At 40.3% G+C, this 21,839-nt stretch carries 25 protein-coding genes; 24 read left to right on the top strand and 1 reads right to left on the bottom strand.

The window, feature by feature from the left end:
• Nucleotides 1-28: 28 nt before the first annotated feature.
• Entirely contained in the window at nt 29-1,099 is a 1,071-nt protein-coding gene (locus tag J2S11_RS13705) for a M24 family metallopeptidase (protein ID WP_307395452.1), read from the top strand.
• A 21-nt stretch (nt 1,100-1,120) separates the two neighbouring features.
• On the top strand, nt 1,121-1,678 hold the full coding sequence (efp, locus tag J2S11_RS13700; RefSeq protein ID WP_307395450.1) for an elongation factor P: 558 nt from the start codon (nt 1,121-1,123) through the stop codon (nt 1,676-1,678).
• Nucleotides 1,679-1,905: 227 nt separating this feature from the next.
• Here efp and J2S11_RS13695 read toward each other — a convergent pair whose 3' ends face one another.
• On the bottom strand, nt 1,906-2,619 hold the full coding sequence (locus tag J2S11_RS13695) for a 2-phosphosulfolactate phosphatase (RefSeq protein ID WP_307395448.1): 714 nt from the start codon (nt 2,617-2,619) through the stop codon (nt 1,906-1,908).
• A 287-nt stretch (nt 2,620-2,906) separates the two neighbouring features.
• Here J2S11_RS13695 and spoIIIAA point away from each other — a divergent pair, with 287 nt between their 5' ends.
• The 22 genes from spoIIIAA (at nt 2,907) to recN (ending at nt 21,812) form a co-directional block, all read left to right on the top strand.
• The gene (spoIIIAA, locus tag J2S11_RS13690) at nt 2,907-3,908 is read left to right on the top strand and encodes a stage III sporulation protein AA (protein ID WP_307395446.1); all 1,002 of its coding nucleotides are present in this window, start codon (nt 2,907-2,909) and stop codon (nt 3,906-3,908) included.
• Complete coding sequence (gene spoIIIAB / locus J2S11_RS13685) at nt 3,901-4,419, top strand: stage III sporulation protein SpoIIIAB (protein ID WP_307395444.1); 519 nt, start codon at nt 3,901-3,903, stop codon at nt 4,417-4,419. Before spoIIIAA ends, spoIIIAB begins: the two co-directional genes overlap by 8 nt.
• 13 nt (nt 4,420-4,432) lie before the next feature.
• Nucleotides 4,433-4,636 (top strand): stage III sporulation protein AC, encoded by a 204-nt coding sequence (gene spoIIIAC / locus J2S11_RS13680; protein ID WP_307395442.1) that lies wholly within the window; start codon nt 4,433-4,435, stop codon nt 4,634-4,636.
• Between the two features lie 12 nt (nt 4,637-4,648).
• Nucleotides 4,649-5,038: a stage III sporulation protein AD gene (gene spoIIIAD, locus J2S11_RS13675; protein ID WP_307395440.1), complete on the top strand. Its 390-nt coding sequence runs from the start codon at nt 4,649-4,651 to the stop codon at nt 5,036-5,038.
• A gap of 35 nt (nt 5,039-5,073) precedes the next feature.
• Nucleotides 5,074-6,288: a stage III sporulation protein AE gene (gene spoIIIAE / locus J2S11_RS13670; protein ID WP_307395438.1), complete on the top strand. Its 1,215-nt coding sequence runs from the start codon at nt 5,074-5,076 to the stop codon at nt 6,286-6,288.
• A gap of 7 nt (nt 6,289-6,295) precedes the next feature.
• A complete protein-coding gene (spoIIIAF, locus tag J2S11_RS13665; RefSeq protein ID WP_307395436.1) occupies nt 6,296-6,976 on the top strand; it encodes a stage III sporulation protein AF in 681 nt (226 codons plus the stop codon).
• 6 nt (nt 6,977-6,982) lie between these two features.
• A complete protein-coding gene (spoIIIAG, locus tag J2S11_RS13660; RefSeq protein WP_307395435.1) occupies nt 6,983-7,663 on the top strand; it encodes a stage III sporulation protein AG in 681 nt (226 codons plus the stop codon).
• A 12-nt stretch (nt 7,664-7,675) separates the two neighbouring features.
• On the top strand, nt 7,676-8,212 hold the full coding sequence (locus J2S11_RS13655; RefSeq protein ID WP_307395433.1) for a SpoIIIAH-like family protein: 537 nt from the start codon (nt 7,676-7,678) through the stop codon (nt 8,210-8,212).
• 137 nt (nt 8,213-8,349) lie between these two features.
• On the top strand, nt 8,350-8,853 hold the full coding sequence (accB, locus tag J2S11_RS13650) for an acetyl-CoA carboxylase biotin carboxyl carrier protein (protein ID WP_307395431.1): 504 nt from the start codon (nt 8,350-8,352) through the stop codon (nt 8,851-8,853).
• 13 nt (nt 8,854-8,866) lie between these two features.
• The gene (accC, locus tag J2S11_RS13645; protein ID WP_307395429.1) at nt 8,867-10,216 is read left to right on the top strand and encodes an acetyl-CoA carboxylase biotin carboxylase subunit; all 1,350 of its coding nucleotides are present in this window, start codon (nt 8,867-8,869) and stop codon (nt 10,214-10,216) included.
• A 28-nt stretch (nt 10,217-10,244) separates the two neighbouring features.
• On the top strand, nt 10,245-10,628 hold the full coding sequence (locus tag J2S11_RS13640; protein ID WP_307395428.1) for an Asp23/Gls24 family envelope stress response protein: 384 nt from the start codon (nt 10,245-10,247) through the stop codon (nt 10,626-10,628).
• On the top strand, nt 10,625-11,068 hold the full coding sequence (gene nusB, locus J2S11_RS13635) for a transcription antitermination factor NusB (RefSeq protein WP_307395426.1): 444 nt from the start codon (nt 10,625-10,627) through the stop codon (nt 11,066-11,068). Before J2S11_RS13640 ends, nusB begins: the two co-directional genes overlap by 4 nt.
• 3 nt (nt 11,069-11,071) lie before the next feature.
• Nucleotides 11,072-12,061, top strand: a complete 990-nt coding sequence (locus J2S11_RS13630; protein WP_307395424.1) for a tRNA (adenosine(37)-N6)-threonylcarbamoyltransferase complex transferase subunit TsaD — start codon at nt 11,072-11,074, stop codon at nt 12,059-12,061.
• Between the two features lie 108 nt (nt 12,062-12,169).
• Nucleotides 12,170-13,033 (top strand): bifunctional methylenetetrahydrofolate dehydrogenase/methenyltetrahydrofolate cyclohydrolase FolD, encoded by an 864-nt coding sequence (folD, locus tag J2S11_RS13625; RefSeq protein ID WP_307395571.1) that lies wholly within the window; start codon nt 12,170-12,172, stop codon nt 13,031-13,033.
• Between the two features lie 52 nt (nt 13,034-13,085).
• Entirely contained in the window at nt 13,086-14,441 is a 1,356-nt protein-coding gene (xseA, locus tag J2S11_RS13620) for an exodeoxyribonuclease VII large subunit (protein ID WP_307395421.1), read from the top strand.
• Nucleotides 14,434-14,700 (top strand): exodeoxyribonuclease VII small subunit, encoded by a 267-nt coding sequence (gene xseB, locus J2S11_RS13615; RefSeq protein WP_307395419.1) that lies wholly within the window; start codon nt 14,434-14,436, stop codon nt 14,698-14,700. The genes xseA and xseB overlap by 8 nt, the downstream gene beginning before the upstream one ends.
• Entirely contained in the window at nt 14,697-15,584 is an 888-nt protein-coding gene (locus tag J2S11_RS13610) for a polyprenyl synthetase family protein (protein ID WP_307395416.1), read from the top strand. The genes xseB and J2S11_RS13610 overlap by 4 nt, the downstream gene beginning before the upstream one ends.
• 318 nt (nt 15,585-15,902) lie before the next feature.
• Nucleotides 15,903-17,795: a 1-deoxy-D-xylulose-5-phosphate synthase gene (gene dxs, locus J2S11_RS13605; protein ID WP_307395414.1), complete on the top strand. Its 1,893-nt coding sequence runs from the start codon at nt 15,903-15,905 to the stop codon at nt 17,793-17,795.
• A 1-nt stretch (nt 17,796) separates the two neighbouring features.
• Nucleotides 17,797-18,648: a TlyA family RNA methyltransferase gene (locus J2S11_RS13600; protein WP_307395413.1), complete on the top strand. Its 852-nt coding sequence runs from the start codon at nt 17,797-17,799 to the stop codon at nt 18,646-18,648.
• A gap of 40 nt (nt 18,649-18,688) precedes the next feature.
• A complete protein-coding gene (locus tag J2S11_RS13595; RefSeq protein WP_307395411.1) occupies nt 18,689-19,552 on the top strand; it encodes an NAD(+)/NADH kinase in 864 nt (287 codons plus the stop codon).
• 33 nt (nt 19,553-19,585) lie between these two features.
• Nucleotides 19,586-20,035, top strand: a complete 450-nt coding sequence (gene ahrC, locus J2S11_RS13590) for a transcriptional regulator AhrC/ArgR (RefSeq protein WP_307395409.1) — start codon at nt 19,586-19,588, stop codon at nt 20,033-20,035.
• A gap of 49 nt (nt 20,036-20,084) precedes the next feature.
• A complete protein-coding gene (gene recN / locus J2S11_RS13585) occupies nt 20,085-21,812 on the top strand; it encodes a DNA repair protein RecN (RefSeq protein ID WP_307395407.1) in 1,728 nt (575 codons plus the stop codon).
• The last annotated feature ends 27 nt before the right edge of the window (nt 21,813-21,839 follow it).

The raw sequence follows: 21,839 nt of genomic DNA, 5'->3' as shown, positions 1-21,839 counted from the left end.
ATGAGGAAAATGAATTAGGAGGGGTATAATGGAGCAACGTATCAATCGTCTTCGAGCTTTGTTTGATGAGCATCAAGTAGATGGCTTTCTCATTACAAGTAAAAGTAACCGAAGATATATGACTGGATTTACAGGTAGTGCTGGAGTTGTTTTGATAACCAAAACAGAGGCTGTATTTATAACGGATTTTCGTTATGAAGAACAAGCTAAAGAACAGGCACAAGGCTTTGAGATTGTAAAACATGTAGAGCCTATTGGAGAAAAGATTGCGGAAGTTTTAGAGCGTTTGAACGTTAAACGTCTGGCTTTTGAGCAGGATCATGTCACCTTCGCTACGTATAGAGGGTATCAGCAAAGATTTAGTGCGGAGCTTGTTCCCGTTTCGGGGGCTGTTGAGAAGCTAAGAATGATTAAAGATGAGCAGGAGATTCAAACGATTCGTCATGCGGTAAAAATTGCAGATGAAACGTTTACACATATTTTAAACTTTATTAAGCCTGGATTAACTGAAATTCAAGTCGCTAATGAGCTGGAGTTCCACATGAGAAGCCTAGGTGCTTCCACTTCATCCTTTGATATGATTGTGGCTTCTGGAGCAAGGTCAGCTTTACCCCACGGTGTAGCTAGTGATAAGGTTATCGAAAAAGGGGACTTTGTAACGTTAGATTTCGGAGCTGTGTATCAGGGGTACATCTCTGATATGACGAGAACCTTTGCCGTAGGACAGCCTTCTGATAAACTTATAGAAATCTATAATATCTGCTTAGAGGCTCAGCTTCAAGGTGTACGGAACATAAAGGCAGGGATTACAGGTAAGCAAGCAGATGATTATTGTAGAGATTATATTACAGCTAAAGGCTATGGTGAGCAGTTTGGACATTCTACTGGTCACGGTATTGGTTTAGATGTTCATGAGGATCCTAAATTGTCCAAAAAAGGATCAGATGAGTTGCTGCAACCAGGTATGGTTGTAACAGTTGAGCCAGGCATTTATCTTGCTGGTGTTGGTGGTGTACGGATTGAAGATAATATTGTGATTAAGGAAACAGGAAATGAAATCCTGACACAATCAACAAAAGAACTAATCATTATTGATTAATCGTGAGAGGAAGTAATAACTATGATAACAACTTCTGATTTTAAAAATGGATTAACGATTGAGTTTGACGGAGACATCTGGCAAATCATCGATTTCCAGCATGTTAAGCCAGGAAAAGGAGCTGCTTTTGTCCGCTCTAAATTAAAAAATATTCGTAACGGAAACATTCAAGAAAGAACGTTCCGTCCTACTGAGAAATTCCAGAAAGCACATATTGAAACTCGTAAAATGCAATACCTGTATAGTGCAGGTGACGAATATACTTTCATGGATAATGAGAGCTATGAGCAGATTGTGTTGAACGGTAATCAGATCAAAAATGAATTAAACTATTTATTAGAAAACATGATCGTTAGCATCATTATGTACAATGGTGAAACAATTGGTGTGGATATGCCAAATTCAGTAGAGCTAGAAGTAACGGAAACAGAGCCAGGAATTAAAGGGGATACAGCATCAGGTGGCTCTAAGCCAGCTACTCTTGAAACTGGGCTAGTTGTTCAAGTTCCATTTTTCGTAAACGTGGGAGATAAGCTTGTTATTGATACTAGAAGCGGAGATTATGTATCAAGAGCGTAAGGCTCCTTGACTATATAGAATACAGAATTAAATAAATAAAATATCATGATATTTAAAGGGTGCCTCCAAAGTCCACTATGACTTAGATGCACCTTTTTTAACGTATAAAAAGATAAAATTTGATACCCTGTTTTCTTCAAATTTTATACTCTCTGACGGCGGGACATTGGACGGCTCGCAACTTTAAATGCCTTAGCGTCAGAAACAGATGATTTTGATGTAGTCATCTACTTTAATGCAACAATCTCCTCGCCCTGATAGATCCCTGTCAAAGGAACACTATTCATTTGAAGACAGTAATGAAGATCATCTTCTTGATCGGTTTCTAAAAGCCGAAGCGCTGTAGATCCCGTTTGAACTAAAGTATTAAGCATTTCTTTATTTTCCTCGTAGCCAATTCTAAGCATTTGAGCCAAATCTGTTAGCTGTAGGTTTTCTTTAAACTGCTTCAATAAATGTAGCATATATCCAGCTGTTAAACCGTCCTCCAAGGCAAATTCTCCTCTTGAGCCAGCACATAATAGAGTGATATCTTTTTTTAGATTTAGTGCGTGTTCTATACAATGCTGTGCATTAAGAAGGCACCCAACTAATAAGTGACTTGCTTTTCTCGCTTTAAGGATTGCTTTTGTACCGTTTGTAGAAGTTATGATAAGGGTTTTATTATGTGTATCAAGACTGAGAAGATTAAATGGGGAACTACCTAAATCAAAACCATTCACTTTCTTACAAAAACGCTCACCACAAAGGTAGGTATCTTCATGGTGAAAATAATGCAAAGCTTGCCCAATCGTTTCTACTGGAATGATTTTTGCGGCACCTTTATGCAAAGCTGTTATAATCGTAGATCCTGTTCGAAGGGTATCGATGACGATAACCGTTTTGTTATGAATATCCTCTTGTTTCAAGTAGCTAGTGGATAAAGCCACGTCAATCTTCATGCTACCTCTCCCATCCTTTTTGCTGCCATATAGATTTTTATCCATATTAATAACAAAGCACATTTCCCCAACCTTTTTAGTTAGCCATAGAATATGCAAGAAACAGATAAATGTTGCCCATTTTTCAAAAGGAGCTTGTTCAAGAATAGATGAACAGGCACAAACGTGTACAGAGTGATACAACCTGTGAAGAGGAAATCTCTTAAAATATCTAATCTCTATCATGAATCCGTACAAGCCTGCATAAAATGGAGTTAAACAGAATCAATAGACCAATTTTGAAGGGAATGGCTAAAACGATGAGAGAGGATCTACTCGTTTTTTTACCCCAACATATTAGGCAAGCCTTAAGCCAGCTTCCGCAGACCCTGCAAAATTCAATAGAAGAAATTCGGATTAGAATTCAGCGCCCTCTTGAAGTTATTATCCAGAACCAATCGTATTACCCAACTGAAAAGGGATCTTATTCCATGTCATGGCAGGATGGCATAATGACTTCACAGGAGGATGCTCTAAAGATTATGAACGTGATTAGTAGGCATTCTATTTATGCGATTGAGGAGGAGCTACGCAGAGGCTACATCACAGTACAGGGAGGTCATCGAATCGGTATTGCTGGACGTGCAGTTGTGGAAGAAGGAAGGATTAAGCATCTAAAGGATATCCGTTCATTTAATATACGTATAGCCAGACAATGTATTGGAATAGCTGAAGGCATACTCAAATTTCTTATTGAGCAACGAGAAAAGAAGGCTTATTTCTGCAATACATTAATTATTTCACCCCCCCGCTGTGGGAAAACGACCTTATTAAGGGACTTGACTCGGATGCTCAGCTATGGAACCCATAAGACTGGACTAGAAGGTCAAAAGGTAGGGGTTGTCGATGAACGGTCTGAAATCGCTAGCTGTATTGAGGGAATTCCCCAAAACGATTTGGGGCCAAGGGTTGATGTGCTAGATGCTTGTCCTAAGGCAGAAGGAATGATGCTACTTATTCGTTCCATGAGTCCCGATATTATTGTGACTGATGAAATAGGGAGCGTAGAAGATACACGTGCTATCTTGGAGGCTCTTCATGCAGGAGTATACTTGCTAACGTCTGCTCATGGTTTTTCTCTTGAGGATATAAAGTCGCGTCCTTCCCTAGAGTCATTATTCCAACAGCCTGTGTTCGAGCGTTTTATTCTTTTAAGTAAAAGAAATGGAGTTGGAACGATCGAAGCCATTTATGATAAAAACCAAAAACCGATATACCAAATCAAAAAGGAGGGAAGGATCTATGCTTAAGCTCATCGGAGCCATGTTTATTATGCTTTCCTCCACTTTAGGCGGCTATCATTTGGCAAGAAGACTCAGTAATAGGACAAATCAAATACGTGATCTACTAATGAGCTTACAGTTACTTGAGACGGAGATTTGCTATGGAGCTACTCCGCTTCAATCAGCATTTGAAAAGATAGGAAAGCAGCATTCAGGCTTTGTCAGTCAGCTTTTTGGAAACTGCTCTCATTATTTCACCAGTCTTGATGGAGCAAGCACTATCCAGTGTTGGTCTAAAGCGTTAGGTGATGTTAAAGCACAATCTGCATTAAAGAAGGTGGAATGGGAATGGCTCGAGCATTTTGGAACTGTCATTGGCAATTCTGATCGTTTGGATCAACAAAAACACCTCAACTTGATGATGACTCATTTAAAGAAATATGAAGAAGAGGCACGAGATGATCAGCTTAAATATGAAAAGATGTACCGAACCCTTGGCTTCCTAGCAGGTGCAGTCATCGTCATCCTGATGTTGTAGAGAGGTGGAGCAGGTGAATATAGATGTAAATACAATATTTCAAATTGCGGGCATTGGTATTGTTGTAGCGATGATTCATACGATTTTAAAGCAAGCTGGAAAAGAAGACTGGGCTCATTGGGTGACGCTCATTGGCTTTATTGTTGTTTTGTTTATGGTGGCTAATTTTATTCAGGATTTATTTCTGAAAATAAGATCTGTGTTTTTATTTCAGTGAGAGGCTATCGCTATGGAGATCATTCAACTTGTAGGACTAGGGTTTGTTGCAACCATTCTGATTCTGCTCATTAAAGAGCAAAAGCCCATTTTTGCTTTTGCTTTGACAGCCGTTACAGGCGTCATTATTTTCCTCTTTCTGATTGATAAGATTGCTGAGGTAATAAATGTTCTGGAGAGCCTAGCTACCAATGGCGGCATACAGCTAGTGTATTTAAAGACAATCCTTCAGATAATTGGAATTGCCTATATAGCGGAGTTTGGGGCACAGATCACTAGAGATGCTGGACAAGGAGCCATTGCTTCCAAAATTGAGCTGGCGGGGAAAATCCTAATTATGGTTTTAGCCATCCCTATTATTACAGTTATCATTGAAACGGTCATGAAGCTTATACCTGCGTAATTTTAGTAGCTTTTAAGGAGAAGGAGTTAGGGGTTATGGTACTGAGATCCGTAATAATTATATCTTGGATAAGTTTCTTTCTTTTCGTTCCTCTAACGGCTACAGAGGCTATCGCTCCCACGGATTTAACAACTTCTGAGGATGATCAATCAGAGCATCTAGGAGAAAAATTAGTAGAAAGGCAGCTAGAAAGTCTGGGGACGGATGAAATTGAGCAGTTTTGGCGAATGGTCCAAGAAGAATATGAAGGCTTTTTGCCTGAAAATCAGCCAGTTAGGATTAAGGATTTTTTTCAAACAGACGGTTCTCTTTTTTCTATGGGCTTAGTCTCTGGCTTATTGAAGTATCTTTTTCATGAGCTTTTGCTTAATGGTAAGCTGCTAGGAAGTATCCTCATACTGACGGTATTCAGTGCCATTCTAGAGCAAATGCAAGCAGCATTTGAAAGGAACAGCATTAGTAAGGTGGCGTATGCCATTACCTACTTAGTGCTTCTGATCCTAGCGATTAATAGCTTTCAGAGTGCCATGGGCTATGCCAGAGAAGCGATTGCTAGTATGGTTCACTTTATGATGGCTCTTCTACCCATTGTTCTAGCCTTAATGGCTTCAGTAGGAAACATTACATCAGTCTCCTTATTTCATCCGCTAATTGTGTTTTTAGTAAACTCTAGCGGCATTTTTATCTATAGCTTTGTACTCCCATTGTTGTTTTTTTCTACGATTTTAGGGATTATTAGCACATTTTCCGATCAGTATAAAGTCACTCAGTTGTCCAAGCTTCTGAGGAATATAGGGGTGGGTGCGCTAGGAATTTTCTTTACTGTTTTTCTGGGAGTCATCTCTGTCCAAGGAGCCGCTACGGCTGTTGTCGATGGTGTCACGATCAAAACGGCGAAATTTGTAGCAGGTAACTTTGTTCCTGTGGTAGGGAAGATGTTTACTGATGCTGCGGACACAGTTGTTGGAGCTTCACTTCTTGTCAAAAATACGATTGGTCTAGCAGGCGTTTTTATCATTATTTTATTATGTATCTTTCCAGCCCTTAAAATTATGACGATTGCCCTAATCTATAGCCTTTCCGCTGCATTACTCCAGCCGTTAGGAAGCTCAAACATAATTGAATGCCTATCCATCATTGGTAAAAATATGCTGTATGTCTTCGCCGCTTTAGCCACAGTGTGTTTGATGTTTTTCTTAGGTCTTACAATCATTATTGCAGCGGGGAATCTATCGGTGATGGTGAGGTGAAGAAATGATGAGTTTTTTAGCGGAGTGGATTAGACATATTGTATTACTTATTTTACTTGCAACCTTTCTTGATTTAATTATACCTAATAGCAGTATGAGAAAGTATGTCAAGCTGGTGGTTGGCTTCTTGCTAATTCTAATCATTCTATCACCTATTCTCCAGCTTTTAAACTTCGATCATGATCGCCTATTGACTACCTTAGAGGATCTATTAGGGGGAAGCGATACGGTATCACAGCAGCAGCTTGAGAGAGAACAGCAAGCACTTGAAAGCGTCCAGGATGAGCTACTTCTAGAAGAAGTGAAGGAGCGTTGGCTGGAGGAAATCAAAATAGGTATTGAGGCAGCTTTTGACGTTAAGGTGTCTGTTATTACGATAGGCTTAGATCACTATCAATCGACTGTGCTTGTGAATGATATGCAGCTTGTTCTTCTTGAGAAAAGAGATGCGCCCAATGGACAAACAGAGAACACAGATCAAAGAGAAGTAGTAGTAACAGCTATTACTCCGATCAAACCAATAGAAGAAGTGGCCGTTCATGAGGGAAGTAGGCATGTCCAGAGACTGAAAGAAAATGATGAGCGAAGCTCTGCTGAAAAAAAAGTAGAAAAAGAGGTTCTAAAATTTGTACAAGATGAATGGAATATTTCTGTAGACAAGATTCATATAGCTTGGTCAAGGGGGTGACTTTTGATGTTCCAAAAGCTGTGGCAATTTTTGAAGCACATGTTTTTTGAAAAAGAAAAAACCGAGGCTATACCAAGTGAAGGTACACCAACAAAAGGAAAGTTAGGATTGATTCACTGGATACTCTTATTCGCTTGCATTGGCCTAGCCGCGATGATTCTGCACAATTACTTTAGTATCCAGAGTGAAGTCCTAACTCCAATGTCACCACCTCCTGATACCCAAGCAGAGCTCGACGCACCTGCAGAAGCAGCATTTGGTTCCTCCGAAAGCTCTCCAGAAACGATGCAGGAATATGAGGAGTTTTATGAGCAAAGGTTGATTGACATCTTAAGCAGCATCGCAGGTGTTGGAGAAGTATCGATATTTGTGAACCTCGATTCCACAGAAGAGGTTATCTTTGACAAAAATATCCGAACACAAGCAACAACAACAAATGAACAGGACAGAGAAGGGGGGAGTCGCAATAATCAGGATCAGCTGAGGGATGAACAGACAGTCACAATACGAGGAGATCAGGGGGAAGCTCCTATCGTCATTATGAGGAAAAAACCAGAGGTTAGAGGAGTCGTGGTTGTGGCTACCGGGGCAGACAACATTCAGGTGAAGACTTGGATAGCTGAAGCTATTCAAAGGGTGTTAGATGTACCTCTGCATAAAATCTCGGTATTACCTAAAAAAAGCTAGGAGGGAAACGATATGGTATTAAAAAGACAGACAATTTGGCTATTGACAATGCTCAGCTTGATGGTGGTGCTTTCTGCCTATTATTTATTCAACAATGATCCAGTGGCAATGGTTGACGAGGATGAGATAGAGCTGGATATGAGTTTAGAGTCTTTAGGGGACATAGCAAGTGATGCTGATTTTGAGTTTATCCAATCTGAGGATCCACTGGATTTCATTATTGCCATGCAGTATGAAAAAGAAGTAAATAGGGCTATGCTAAAAACAGAATATGATGATGTGATTAAGTCTAATGCGTCTGTTGAAAGTATTGCAGAAGCGATGACAAATAAAGAAACCCTAGAGGATGTCGCTGAGGCAGAATATATCATTGAGAATACGCTTAGAGCAGAAGGCTATGAAGAGGCTGTTGTTGTGGCTGATAGCGATTATGTTGATGTTGTTGTACGCAGTGATTCTTTGGAGCCTAAGCAGGTGCTTCAAATCATAGATATTGTGGCAGAAGAGCTTAAGGTAGCACGAAATAAGGTTCAGGTTTCCTTCAAATAAAAAATGTTTGATGAAAAATTAAGACCTTACTTTGGGAGCAGCTCTTAAAGTAAGGTCATTTAATTTTACAACTTGATTGAAAAACTATGTTATAATGGGTACGGTATTTAATAAAACCTGATTCCGAGGTGGTAATGATGTTGAAGATGCATGAAATTCGAGAGCTAATAAAGCTTGTAGATCATTCAAGTCTAACTGATTTTGACTATGAATATGAAGGATTAAAAATATCTCTTAAAAAAGAGGCAAAGCTACAAGGAGGAAGTGTTGTACAATCCACGAGTCCTGTAGAAGTACAAGCTGTGACTCCTAATGTACCAGCAGTACAGGCTACAGAGCAAAATGGACAAAGCAATACGCCACAAATTAAACAAGAAGCTACAGTACAAGATCAAGCTGGTCTACACCAAATTTGTTCACCAATGGTAGGAACGTTTTATTCTGCTCCAGCTCCAGATGCTGATCCATACATAAAAGCTGGAGATAAGGTGTCAAACTCTAGCGTTGTTTGTATTGTTGAAGCCATGAAGCTAATGAATGAAATTGAAGCAGAAGTACGAGGCGAGATTGTAGACATTCTAGTGGAGAATGGACAGCTTGTTGAGTACGGTCAGCCGTTATTTTTAGTGAAAGCTGAATAGAAGGAGAATCTCTATGTTTAACAAAGTATTGATTGCAAACCGTGGTGAAATTGCAGTGCGAATTATTCGTGCCTGTAAAGAGCTAGGTATTTATACGGTTGCTGTGTATTCTGAAGCAGATCGAGATTCCTTGCATGTTCGTTTGGCAGATGAAGCGTATTGTATAGGGCCGAAATCCTCTAAGGATAGCTATTTAAACTTTACTAATATTATGAGCGTAGCCACTCTCGTGGAAGCTGATGCTATTCACCCTGGGTATGGTTTCTTAGCTGAAAACGCAGACTTTGCTGAGCTATGTCAGGCCTGTAACATCACCTTTATTGGACCAAGCGCAGAGGCTATCAGTAAAATGGGCTCAAAGGCAGTGGCACGTGATACGATGACTGATGCTGGTGTACCGATTGTTCCTGGCTCTGACGGACTGGTAGCGGATAGTGATGAGGCTGTTCAGATTGCGGAAAACATTGGATACCCAGTGATTATTAAAGCTACCGCTGGAGGCGGTGGTAAGGGAATTCGTGTGGCCAGAACAGAAGATGAATTAGTTAAAGGAATTAAGATTACACAGCAGGAGGCAGCTGCAAATTTTGGTAATCCAGGTGTGTATCTTGAGAAATTTATAGAGGATTTTCGTCATGTTGAAATTCAAATTATGGCGGATAATCATGGTAACACTGTCCATTTGGGTGAAAGAGACTGCTCCATACAAAGGAGATTACAGAAGTTAATCGAAGAAGCGCCATCTCCTGCACTAAGTCCAAGTAAACGTGAGGAAATGGGTCAAGCGGCTATAGCTGCGGCAAAAGCTGTGCAGTATTCCGGAGCGGGGACTATAGAGTTTATTTATGATCGAGACGGGAATTATTATTTTATGGAGATGAATACCCGGATTCAGGTTGAGCATCCTGTTACTGAGCTTATAACTGGAGTCGATCTAATTAAAGAACAGATCATGGTGGCCGCAGGGCAGCCTTTGTCCTTTACTCAGGAGGATATTGAATTTAATGGCTGGTCCATTGAATGTCGAATCAATGCGGAGAACCCCGATAAGAATTTTATGCCTTCTCCAGGTGAAATTAAGATGTATTTACCTCCAGGAGGATTAGGAGTTCGTGTAGATAGCAGTGCCTATCCAGGCTACGTGATTACTCCCCATTATGATTCCATGATTGCTAAACTAATCGTTTGGGGCAAAACAAGAGAAGAAGCCATCTTAAGAATGCGTAGAGCTTTAAGCGAATTTGTGATTGAAGGGATTCATACAACCATAGGATTCCATGAGAAAGTTCTAAGTGACGAAGTATTTGTGAGTGGGGATTTTAATACAAATTATCTCGAGCTTCACGGTGGGAAAAAAGAATAGAAGACAATTTTTTTTGGAGGTGTTGTAAATGGAAACGTCATTTCCTCAGTTTGAGCAAACTTCAGAGCTAGGTAAAGTTGAAATAGCACCAGAAGTTATTGAAGTTATCGCTGGATTAGCTGCATCAGAAATTGAAGGAGTAGCATTTATGAGTGGGGGCTTTGTAGGGGGAATTGCAGAGCGCTTAGGTCGTAAAAATTTAGCAAAGGGTGTTAAAGTTGAATTAGGAGAAACACAAACGGTAATAGACGTATCAATCGTTGTTGAGTTTGGTGTGCGTATACCTGATGTGGCAACGGCTGTGCAAGAAAATGTGAACTCCGCGATTCAAAACATGACAGGTCTAGATGTTATTGAAGTCAATGTTCATGTCGTTAGTGTGCATGTGAAACAAGGTGAAGAAGGTAAATGAAAAGAAGAAAAGCCAGAGAATTCATTATCCAAGCTCTCTACCAGGTAGACATGGTCAAGTGTACCTGGGAAGAGGCTCTAGAGCAGGTTATTGAAAATATGGATGATACTGATGATCAGGGTGAAGAAAAGCAAACAAAATCGAAGATAGATACGAAGTCCTTAGCTTTTATTAAAGAGGTGCTCGAGGGTATCACGACCAATCAATCCGAAATTGAGAAATCTGTACGAGAGGCTTTAAAAAACTGGAGCTTTGAGCGTTTGGCTCTGGTTGATCGTGCTATTTTACGACTAGGAGCCTATGAAATAAAATACCGTGATGATATTCCGCAGCAGGTTGCTATTAATGAAGCTGTTGAATTGGCAAAGCTTTACGGCAGTGAGGAGTCTAGAAAGTTTATCAATGGGGTCCTTTCTCACGTAGTGAAGCAAGGGGCATAGATTATGGCTTTTCTTGGAATTGATACAAGTAATTATCGGACATCCTTTTGTGTAATTGATGAGCATTTTCAGATCGTTCATGAGCAGAACCCACTTTTGCCAGTTGCTGAAGGTGAGCTTGGATTACAACAATCAAAGGCCGTATTTGAGCATCTTAGACAATGGTCAGAGATGCTTAAAGCCATGCCTCGGGTACAACAAATAAAAGCTATAGGAGTGAGTATAAAGCCTCGTCCTATGGACCATTCATACATGCCTGTTTTTAGAGTGGGTGAAGTCTTAGCTCAGACGTTAGCTCACTTTCTTTCTGTTCCTTTATATTCTACCTCTCACCAAGAAGGACATATTGCAGCAGGAGAGTTTACAGCCTCTGAAAGCCTAGACGATCAGTTTATCGCCGTTCACCTTTCAGGTGGGACAAGTGAGGTTCTACTTTGTACACGTAAGGAAGCAGGCTATTCTATTGAGAAGCTAGGAGGAACCTTAGACTTACACGCCGGTCAATTTGTTGATCGAGTAGGAGTTGCTCTAAATCTTCCGTTTCCAAGTGGGCCGTCCTTAGAAAGATTGGCTCAAACAAGTGAGGATGATCCTGAACTAAACGGTGTATTGAAGCAATCAAAGAATTCTTTTACTATTTCATCCTTTTGCAAGGGTGTTGATTTTAGTTTTTCCGGTCCAACTACGGCGGCTTTACGACTTGTACAACAAAGCTCTGCTGCTGATTATCCTCATATCGCTAGGGCTGTAGAAAGAAATATCGCCAAAACAATAGAGAAATCACTGCTTACGGCCATGAAGCAAACAGGAATTAAAGATATTTTACTGGTAGGTGGAGTAGCGTCTAATGTTTACATAACGACTATATTAAAAAAGCGCTTGGAGCATAGGGCTGTAAAGGGAAGGTTAATTTTAGCTAATCCAGTCTACGCTACGGATAATGCATTCGGAGTAGCGTGTATAGCGGGAACACACTTTAACATATCACGCTAAACATGAACATTCAATGAAATATATGAATCAATCGTTCGGGTATTTACTTCCCTTTTCCTACGGGTTACACTTAAAATAGTATGTAGTGATGGAATGGAGGAGAATATGGTGTCAGCGAAAGTCATAAGTGGAATTGAATTAGCTAAAAAGTATCGTGAAGAAATTAAAGCAGAGGTTGAGCAGCTTCAAAGAAGTGGAGTACAGCCTGGTCTAACGGTTATTTTAGTAGGGGAAGATCCAGCTTCCATGTCTTATGTAGCTCATAAAGCTAAGGACTGTGAAAAGGTAGGAATTGCTTCACAGGTGATTAAACTTCCTGAACAAACGACTCAGGAAGAATTATTAGAGCATGTTGAGAGACTGAACGCTGATGCAACGATTCATGGCATATTAGTTCAATTACCTTTACCAAAGCATATTTCAGAAAAGGAAGTTTTACTTGCCATTTCTCCAGATAAGGATGTAGACTGTTTTCATCCTACTAATGTTGGACAGATGGTCATAGGGAACTCAACATTTTTGCCTTGTACTCCCTTTGGTGTCGTAAAAATCATCCAATCAACAGGAGTAGAGCTGGCAGGAAAGCACGTTGTCGTGATAGGGAGAAGTAATATTGTAGGGAAGCCTGTATCCCTATTGATGCTACAGGAGCATGCCACAGTGACAATCTGTCATTCAAAAACCACGAATTTAGCTGAAGTCACTAAACAAGCTGATGTATTAATTGTGGCAGCTGGTAGACCAAATATGATCAAACGAGAGCATGTTTCTCCAGGTACCGTTGTGATTGATGTGGGCGTAAGCCGTACGGACGAGGGGCGTCTTGTTGGGGATGTTCAGTTTGATGAAGTGTCTGAGGTAGCTAGCTACATTACTCCAGTTCCTGGAGGAGTAGGTCCTATGACTAGAACGATGCTCTTAAAGAATACACTTGAAGCTGCGAAGCAAAAGCTATCAGCTTCCTTAGTTTAGTATCCAAAATCCAATCTTGATAACAGAAATAAGTGTTATTGGGGGGAGTTAGTTGAATAAGCAACAGATCTTATCAGTTAAAGAATTAACGAATCATATTAAAGGCTGTATTGAAAATGATCCAGTTTTAGCTCAAGTTTGGGTACGTGCTGAAATCTCTAATTTTGTTCATCATAGCAGAGGTCATATGTATTTTACCTTAAAGGATGACTCAAGCCGAATCAAAGCGGTTATGTTCGCAGGACATAACCGCTATTTGAAGTTTCTTCCTAAAAATGGAATGAAGGTTATTGTTCGCGGGGAAGTAAATGTTTACGAAAGAGATGGACAGTATCAATTATATGTAAAGGATATGGAGCCCGATGGAATTGGAGCGCTGTATCAGGCTTTTGAGGAATTAAAGGAGAAGCTTCAGCGCAATGGTTGGTTTGATCCTGAAAGAAAAAAAGCTATCCCTCGAGTACCCAAAAGAATAGGTGTGATCACATCACCAACTGGTGCTGCGATACGAGATATATTAACAACACTTAAGCGTCGTTTCCCTGTAGCAGAAGTCATTGTTTTTCCTGTTTTAGTTCAGGGTGAATTTGCTCCATCTTCGATCTCTCAAGCCATAAGGATGGCACATGATCATGAGCTTGAAGTGCTCATTGTGGGAAGAGGGGGTGGCTCCATAGAGGAGCTTTGGGCATTTAATGAGGAGATGGTAGCCCAAGCTATTTATGAGTCAACCATCCCGATCATTTCAGCAGTAGGACATGAAACAGATTACACCATTTCTGACTTTGTAGCAGACTTGCGTGCTCCAACTCCAACTGCAGCTGCGGAACTTGCTGTCCCTTTACTACAGGAGATGAACGGTCGGCTTCAGCAGCTTGAGGGAATGATGCAAAGGGGCTTACAGCGAACCTTAAATCAACGTAGAAGGGAATTGCTACAGCTTCAAAATAGATATGCTTTTAAGGTCCCTATGCAGATTGTTAGGCAGAAGGAGCAAGAGCTGGATCACGCTCTAATGCGGTTAGGGAAAGGAATGAATCAGCTCCTACAGCAGCATAAGCTGATAATCCAGCAAAGTAGAAGGCAGCTACTTCAAACAAATCTTAGCTATAGAATTCAGCAACAAAAGGAGCGTATAGATCGATTAACGGGTGGTCTTGCGAAGGGGATGCAACGAATCTTAGAAAAAAAGAGGGAGCAAACACAGTTTGTGATGTTTCAGTTGGATGCATTCAGCCCACTTAAAATTATGACAAAAGGATACTCCCTACTATATAATCATGAGAAAACAGTCCTCTATCGTTCAACCAAGGAAATTGAACCTGGGCAGCCTCTAAAAGTCCAGATGCATGATGGAGAGCTTGAATGTCAGGTATGGGGAATAAAGGAGGATCAATCTAATGAGTAAAGAGCAGCAGGAACACGGTAACAAATCGTCCACTCTTTCATTTGAAGAGGCGATGGACAAGCTAGAAACAATCGTAGATCAGCTAGAGGCTGGTGAGGTTCCTCTAGAGCAAGCGATTGAGCTATTTCAAGAAGGAATGAAGCTTTCTCAAGCGTGTCACCAAAAGCTAGAGCAAGTGGAGAAGAAGGTTCAGATATTAGTGGAGGAAAATGACGGGTTTGTGAAGAAGGATTTTGATATTGAGGAGGAGTCTACATGAGTCAGCAATTATCCTCATTTATCAAAGATTGGGCAGGAAAAATGGATGTAGAATTAAAGAAGTGTATCGCCGATTTACAAGCCCCACCTCCCCTTTTAGAAGCTATGGAATATTCTCTTTTAGCTGGTGGAAAACGAATTAGACCCATATTTCTTTTTGCTACCCTTGACGCTTTGGGACACGATCCTTTAAAAGGAAAGCATGCCGCATGTGCTCTTGAAATGGTGCATACGTATTCGCTTGTTCATGATGATCTGCCTGCTATGGACGATGATGATTATCGTCGTGGGAAGCTAACGAATCACAAAGTTTTCGGAGAAGCTATGGCTATATTGGCTGGAGATGCTCTTTTAACTCATGCCTTTTACCTACTAGCTAAAAACGCAGAAGGTATGAAGCCTGAACAATTTGTGACGATGTTTCAGGAATTTTCTCTGTTAGCAGGACCAAATGGAATGGTTGGGGGACAAGCTGCTGATATGCTGGGAGAGGACAAGAAGCTTACGATAGATGAGCTCTACTATATCCATGAGAGGAAAACGGCCGACCTTCTTACTAGCGCTGTTAGAATGGGCTGCTACATCGGACAAGCTTCACCAGATCAAGTCATCCATTTAACGACTTATGCAAAGCATATAGGATTAGCATTCCAAATTCAAGATGATATATTGGATGAAATAGGTGATGAAGCGAAGCTGGGGAAAAAAGTTGGTAGTGATAAAGACAATGATAAATCAACTTTTGTCTCCTTATTAGGAGTAGAAGGTGCTAAAGAGCAACTACACCAGCATGTCCAGCAATCAAAGGAAGCTTTAGCAAAAGCGGAGGTTCTATCAGATCGATTAGCCGATTTAGCCGATTTCATGGTTCAAAGGGATTATTAGTTTAGGCCAACTCTGGTTTCTGATCTTGAGATTGAGGGTATAGAGGCATTGTGATATAATGGGCTTGTTGAATGTACATAGAGTGGACTTATTGCCGTTATCACACCTGTGTTAGCGGCAATTTTCACAAGGTGGCATGGACAGGAAATTTGAAAGTCCTATCTCCTAATCTTGATGTTATTTAACGATACATTGATCTTCAAAGCTTAGAAACTTAACGTAAAAATCATAGATCGATAAAAGATGTTGATGGAGAACCTATGTTAATAGAAAGCAATAGAAGGATGAACTTATGCAAGAGGAAAGTGAGGGTCTTACGTGAGACTTGAAGATATCCAAAATCCAAACCAATTAAAAGGGTTATCTAATCAGGAGTTAAATCAATTAGCTGAAGAAATCCGTGAGTTTCTTATTCGAAATTTATCTGTAACAGGTGGTCATCTAGCACCTAATCTTGGTGTTGTTGAGCTAACTCTTGTTTTACACCAGCTTTTTGATTCTCCAAAAGACAAATTTATTTGGGATGTAGGACATCAGGCTTATGTCCATAAGATGTTAACAGGGAGAATGGACAAGTTTAATACGCTAAGACAGTACAAAGGGTTATGTGGCTTTCCTAAAATGCGTGAAAGTGAGCATGACGTATGGGAAACGGGTCATAGTAGTACATCCCTTTCTGCAGCGATGGGTATGGCAATTGCAAGAGACATTAAGAAAGAAAAGAACCACGTTGTTGCGGTGATTGGAGATGGTGCACTTACTGGAGGTATGGCACTAGAAGCTCTCAACCATATCGGGCATGAACAAAAGGACTTAATTGTAGTTCTAAATGACAACGAAATGTCTATTTCCCCAAATGTAGGGGCCTTGCATAATCATTTGGGTAAGCTTAGAACGGCAAAGCAATATAAATGGGTGAAGGAAGAGCTTGAATATCTTCTTCATAAGATTCCAGCTGTTGGAGGAACATTAGCGAAAACAGCTGAAAGGGTAAAAGCTTCGCTTAAATACCTGTTTGTTTCAGGTATTTTCTTTGAGGAGCTTGGGTATACGTATTTAGGTCCGATTGATGGACATAGTGTAGAAGAATTAGTTACGTGCTTCAAGCAGGCTAAACGGACAAAGGGTCCAGTGCTGATGCATGTGATTACTAAAAAAGGAAAAGGATATGCACCGGCTGAAGCAGATTCGGATTCTTGGCATGGGGGCGGTCCATATAAAATCGAATCTGGTGAATTTATCAAGAGTGTGGACGGTCCACAGGACTATAAAAAGGTTTTTGGTGGTGTACTGAATGAGTTAGCAGAGAAGTATCCGGAAGTTGTTGCGATTACGCCTGCAATGTCTTCAGGTTCTGGGATGCATGGTTTTGCTCAGAGATTTCCAGATCGATTTTTTGACGTGGGTATTGCAGAACAGCATGCTGTCACAATGAGTGCAGGTTTAGCTACTCAGGGTCTTAAGCCAATTTGTGTTATCTACTCAACCTTCTTACAGCGTGGTTATGATCAAGTCGTACATGATGTAGCTAGACAGAATCTCCCTGTAACATTTGCCGTAGATCGCTCTGGCTTTGTTGGTGCTGATGGAGAGACACATCATGGGGTCTATGATATTGCTTTTTTAAGACATTTACCTAATATGCAAATCATGATGGGTAAGGATGAAAATGAGTTCCGTAATTTAATGTATACGGCTATGCAAGTGGATGGACCGACAGCCGTTAGATATCCTAGAGGCTTAGGAGTTGGTGTACCATTCGATGAAGAACCTCAGCTCATTGAACTGGGAACATGGGAGGTTCTGAAGGAAGGAAGAAAGTGTGCGATATTAGCTGTTGGACCAATGGTTCAAGTAGCCTTAAAAGCAGCCGAAGCTTTGAGTAAAGAAGGCATTTCTCCTACTGTTATTAATGCTCGCTTTATTAAACCTTTAGATGAAAAGATGCTTCTAACTCTAGCTGAAAAAGGAATGCACTTAATTACCATTGAGGAACATGCGTTAGCTGGTGGCTTTGGTAGTGCTGTATTAGAATTTTATAGTGAAAATAATGTAAAAGATATCGTGATTGAGAGAATGGGTGTTGCTGATGAATTTATTGAGCATGGTTCGGTGTCAGAGCAACGTCAAGAGGCAGGATTAACTGTGGAGCAACTCATTCAAAGAGTTAAAGAAACGTATAATATTGATAGAAAAGCTCAGAGGGCATAAGATGGCAGCGAAGGAAAGAATTGATGTGCTGCTCGTTCAGCATGGTTTTTTTGATACAAGAGAGAAAGCCAAACGTGCAGTGATGGCAGGTTTGGTTTTTTCTAAAACGGAGCGTCTAGATAAACCAGGGACAAAGGTTCCTTTAGATACTGCATTTGAAGTAAAAGGCTCTACTTTGAAATATGTGAGTAGAGGTGGACTTAAGCTTGAGAAAGCGATTGAATCCTTTGATTTAGATCTTAAGGATAAAACAGTGATTGATATAGGTGCATCAACTGGTGGTTTTACAGACTGTGCTCTTCAAAATGGAGCTAAGCTAGTATATGCTTTAGATGTAGGCTATAATCAGCTTGATTGGAAGCTACGTTCACATGAACAGGTTGTTGTGATGGAGAGAACGAACTTTCGTTATGTAGAAGCACAGGATTTAAAGCATGGCTTACCTAAGTTTGCGACCATAGATGTTTCCTTTATCTCCCTTCGCTTGATCCTCCCTGTCCTATATCAGCTTCTTTGTCAATCTGGTGAAGTGGTTGCGTTGATTAAACCTCAGTTTGAGGCAGGTAAGGATCAGGTAGGAAAAAAAGGTGTTGTACGAGAGGCACGTATTCATCGGGAGGTTCTTACTCGCGTTCTTAGTTTTGCTCAAGGCGTAGGCTTTGCTTTGAAAAATCTTGATTATTCTCCTATTACGGGAGGAGAAGGAAATATAGAGTTTTTAGTTCATTTACAAAAAGAGGCTGCAAAACCCGAGCAGGAGCTAGAGAAGTTAGATTTGGAAATAGATCCATTATGGATGAGTAGGATTTCAGATATTGTGCAAGCCGCACACAATCAACTTGCCAAAAGCTAATAAAGAAAGAAAACACGTGTGGAACTAAGAGGAGAAACAAATGAAGGCATTGCAAATTGGCTTAGCTATTAACCGTGGAAAACCAAAAGCACTTATCGTAGCTAGAGAATTGATTCCTTTGATGGAGGAAAAAGGGATTCAGGTATGGGTTGAGCCCAGAGTGGCCAAGCATATTGGGCGTGAAGACCTTTCTTTGGCGTATGAAGAATTTCCTTTGAAAGTAGATATTTTATTTGTTTTTGGGGGAGACGGAAGTATTTTGGGTATTGCTAGGGATTTTGCCAAGCATGATATCCCTATTTTAGGGATTAATCTTGGTCACTTAGGGTTTCTCTCTGAGGCAGAACCAGATGATTTACCTGATATGCTGGATTTTATTGTGCAAAAGCAATACAAGACCGAAGAAAGAATGATGCTTGAAGCGGAGCTTTATCGCGCTGGCTCTCTCATTCAATCATGGACTGCCCTAAATGACGTGGGAATAGCTAAGGGATCTTACAGTAGAATGATAACATGTAAGATTCTGTTGGATAATAAGGAGCTAAATACCTTTTTTGGAGATGGATTAATTATTTCAAGCCCTACTGGTTCTACAGCCTATTCAATGTCTGCAGGGGGACCAATCGTAGCTCCAAATATGGATGCCTTATTGCTTACACCTGTATGTCCTCACAGTTTAACAGCGCGTCCTATAATCCTTTCAGCGGATGAAGAAATAACGATAGAGGTTAGTGCAACACATAATGAGTTAGGGTTGTCCATTGATGGACAGATTGGGTTTGAGCTAGAAATTTTTGATCAGATCAAAATTAAACGTTCCCCTTTTACAACTACTCTCATTAAATGGAAGGATCGTTCTTTTTTTGATGTTATCAAAAGCAAGTTTCATCATGCTGTTGAATAGAAAATAAATGGTATGTAGAAAAGAGGCTGTAGGATGAATAAAGCACAACGCCATATTCGAATCCGAGAAATTATTGCTAAAAATAACGTTGAGACTCAGGATGAGCTCGTTGATTTTTTGCGTAATGCAGGGTTTAACGTTACTCAAGCTACCGTTTCCCGTGATATTAAGGAGCTAAGCTTAATCAAGGTTCCTTTGATGGATGGGAAGTATAAATATTCTTTACCAGCTGACCAAAGATACAATCCTTTGCAAAAGCTATCACGTGTTCTTGTAGATAGTTTTGTTGGTGTAGATCATACAGAAAATCTAATTGTCATCAAAACTTTGCCTGGTAATGCCAATACAGTGGGGGTATTAATCGATCATTTGGATTGGCCAGAAATCATGGGGAATATCAGTGGAGATGATACGATTTTAATTATCTGTAAGAAGCGTGAGGAAACGGAGCTCATTGTAGAACGTATTTTAGGGTTATTGTAAAGAGCTAAAAAGCAAGATCAGACTTTTTTATGGAGTAGGGTGAGATCATATGCTTCAAGAGCTAAGCATTCGGAATTTTGCAATTATCGAATCATTAACCGTATCATTTGGTCAAGGTCTTCTTGTTATGACAGGCGAAACAGGGGCTGGAAAATCCATTATCCTCGATGCTGTTTCGCTATTAATTGGAGGCAGAGCATCTGTAGATTACGTTCGACATGGTACAGCAAAAGCAGAAATAGAAGGTTTATTTGATTTGAAAGCTGGTCATTATGTGTTTGCTTTGTTAACTGAGCTAGGAATTGAGGCCGAAGATCAGACATTAATTTTGCGTAGAGATATTAGCTCACAAGGGAAAAGTATCTGCCGAATTAATGGAAAGCTTGTTACATTAGCTATTCTCCGCGAGATTGGACAAGCAATTATCGATATCCACGGACAATATGAACATCAAAGCCTACTTCAGGATGAAAATCATCTTACGATGCTTGATGATTTTGCCAAGGAGGATATCTTTCAACACAAGCAGGAATACCGTCACTTATTTGAACAATATAAAAAGGTAAGCTCTCAGATTAAACAGCTACTAGAAAATGAGCAGCAATTGGCTCAGCGTTTAGATTTATTGAAGTTTCAGTTTGATGAAATAGCAGCTGCACAGTTAGTTCCAGAGGAAGAAGAGGAGCTAATTAAGGAAAAGCGTAAGCATACTCATGCCCAAAAGCTATTTAAGGGGGTGATGGCATCCTACGAGGCTCTTCAAAATGATGGAGGAGCTGTTGATTCTATGGGGTTAGCTTTGTCTTACCTTCAGGAGCTTGTGGAATACGATGATCAGCTTGCAGATCCTACCGAGCAGGTTGAGGCGGCATTTTATCAATTAGAGGAGGCTGTACAGCAGTTAAGTCGCTATCAGGATCAAATGGAAGTGGATCCAGAACGACTTAATGAAATAGAGTCACGCCTTCAAATTGTGGATCAGCTAAAACGTAAATATGGAGCAACCATTTCTGATATTCTTGTCTATGCATCAAAAATTGAAGATGAGCTTGATTCAATTGTACATAAAGAAGAACGTTTAGATGAACTGAAGCAAAAACAAGAGTATATACTGGAAGACCTGCTTGTGGAAGCAAGGAATTTAACACGTGTACGAACAGCCATTGCGAAGGAGTTAGAAAAGAGGATTAAAGCTGAATTATCTGGTCTACATATGGACCATACCGTTATAAGCATTCACATTACTCCTGTTCAATCAGGGGAAAAAGTAGAGCTTGCTGGGGAAGCTAGAGCTATTCGTGCTGAAGGCTGGGATGAAGTTACGATTTACATGGCCCCAAATCCAGGGGAGCCTCTAAAGCCTTTATCAAAAATCGCTTCTGGTGGAGAGCTTTCACGTTTAATGCTTGCTTTGAAATCAGTCTTTGCTAAAGTGGAGCCTGTATCGACCCTGATTTTTGATGAAGTGGATACGGGGGTTAGTGGTCGTGTAGCACAAGCGATGGCTGAAAAGCTGTATCACATTTCTAAGGATCAGCAGGTGTTATGTATCACACATCATGCCCAGCTTGCTGTGATGGCGGACGAGCATTATAGAATTGTGAAAGAAATGAAAGAGAACACAACGAAAACAAGCATTCTTCCATTGAATGATCAGGAAAGAATCCATGAATCTGCACTGATGATGAGCGGAGGGAATGTTTCATCAGTTACTTTAAAACATGCAGAAGAACTAATAGCTGCAGCAAATCAGTACAAAAAAAAGTCAGAAAACTAAATAATAAGTTTGGTTCAAATAGAATAC

This window comes from Bacillus horti, assembly GCF_030813115.1.
Classification (GTDB): Bacteria; Bacillota; Bacilli; order Caldalkalibacillales; family JCM-10596; genus Bacillus_CH; species Bacillus_CH horti.
Note: the sequence above shows the minus strand (reverse complement) of the source record. Positions and strands in the feature narration are given on the sequence as shown.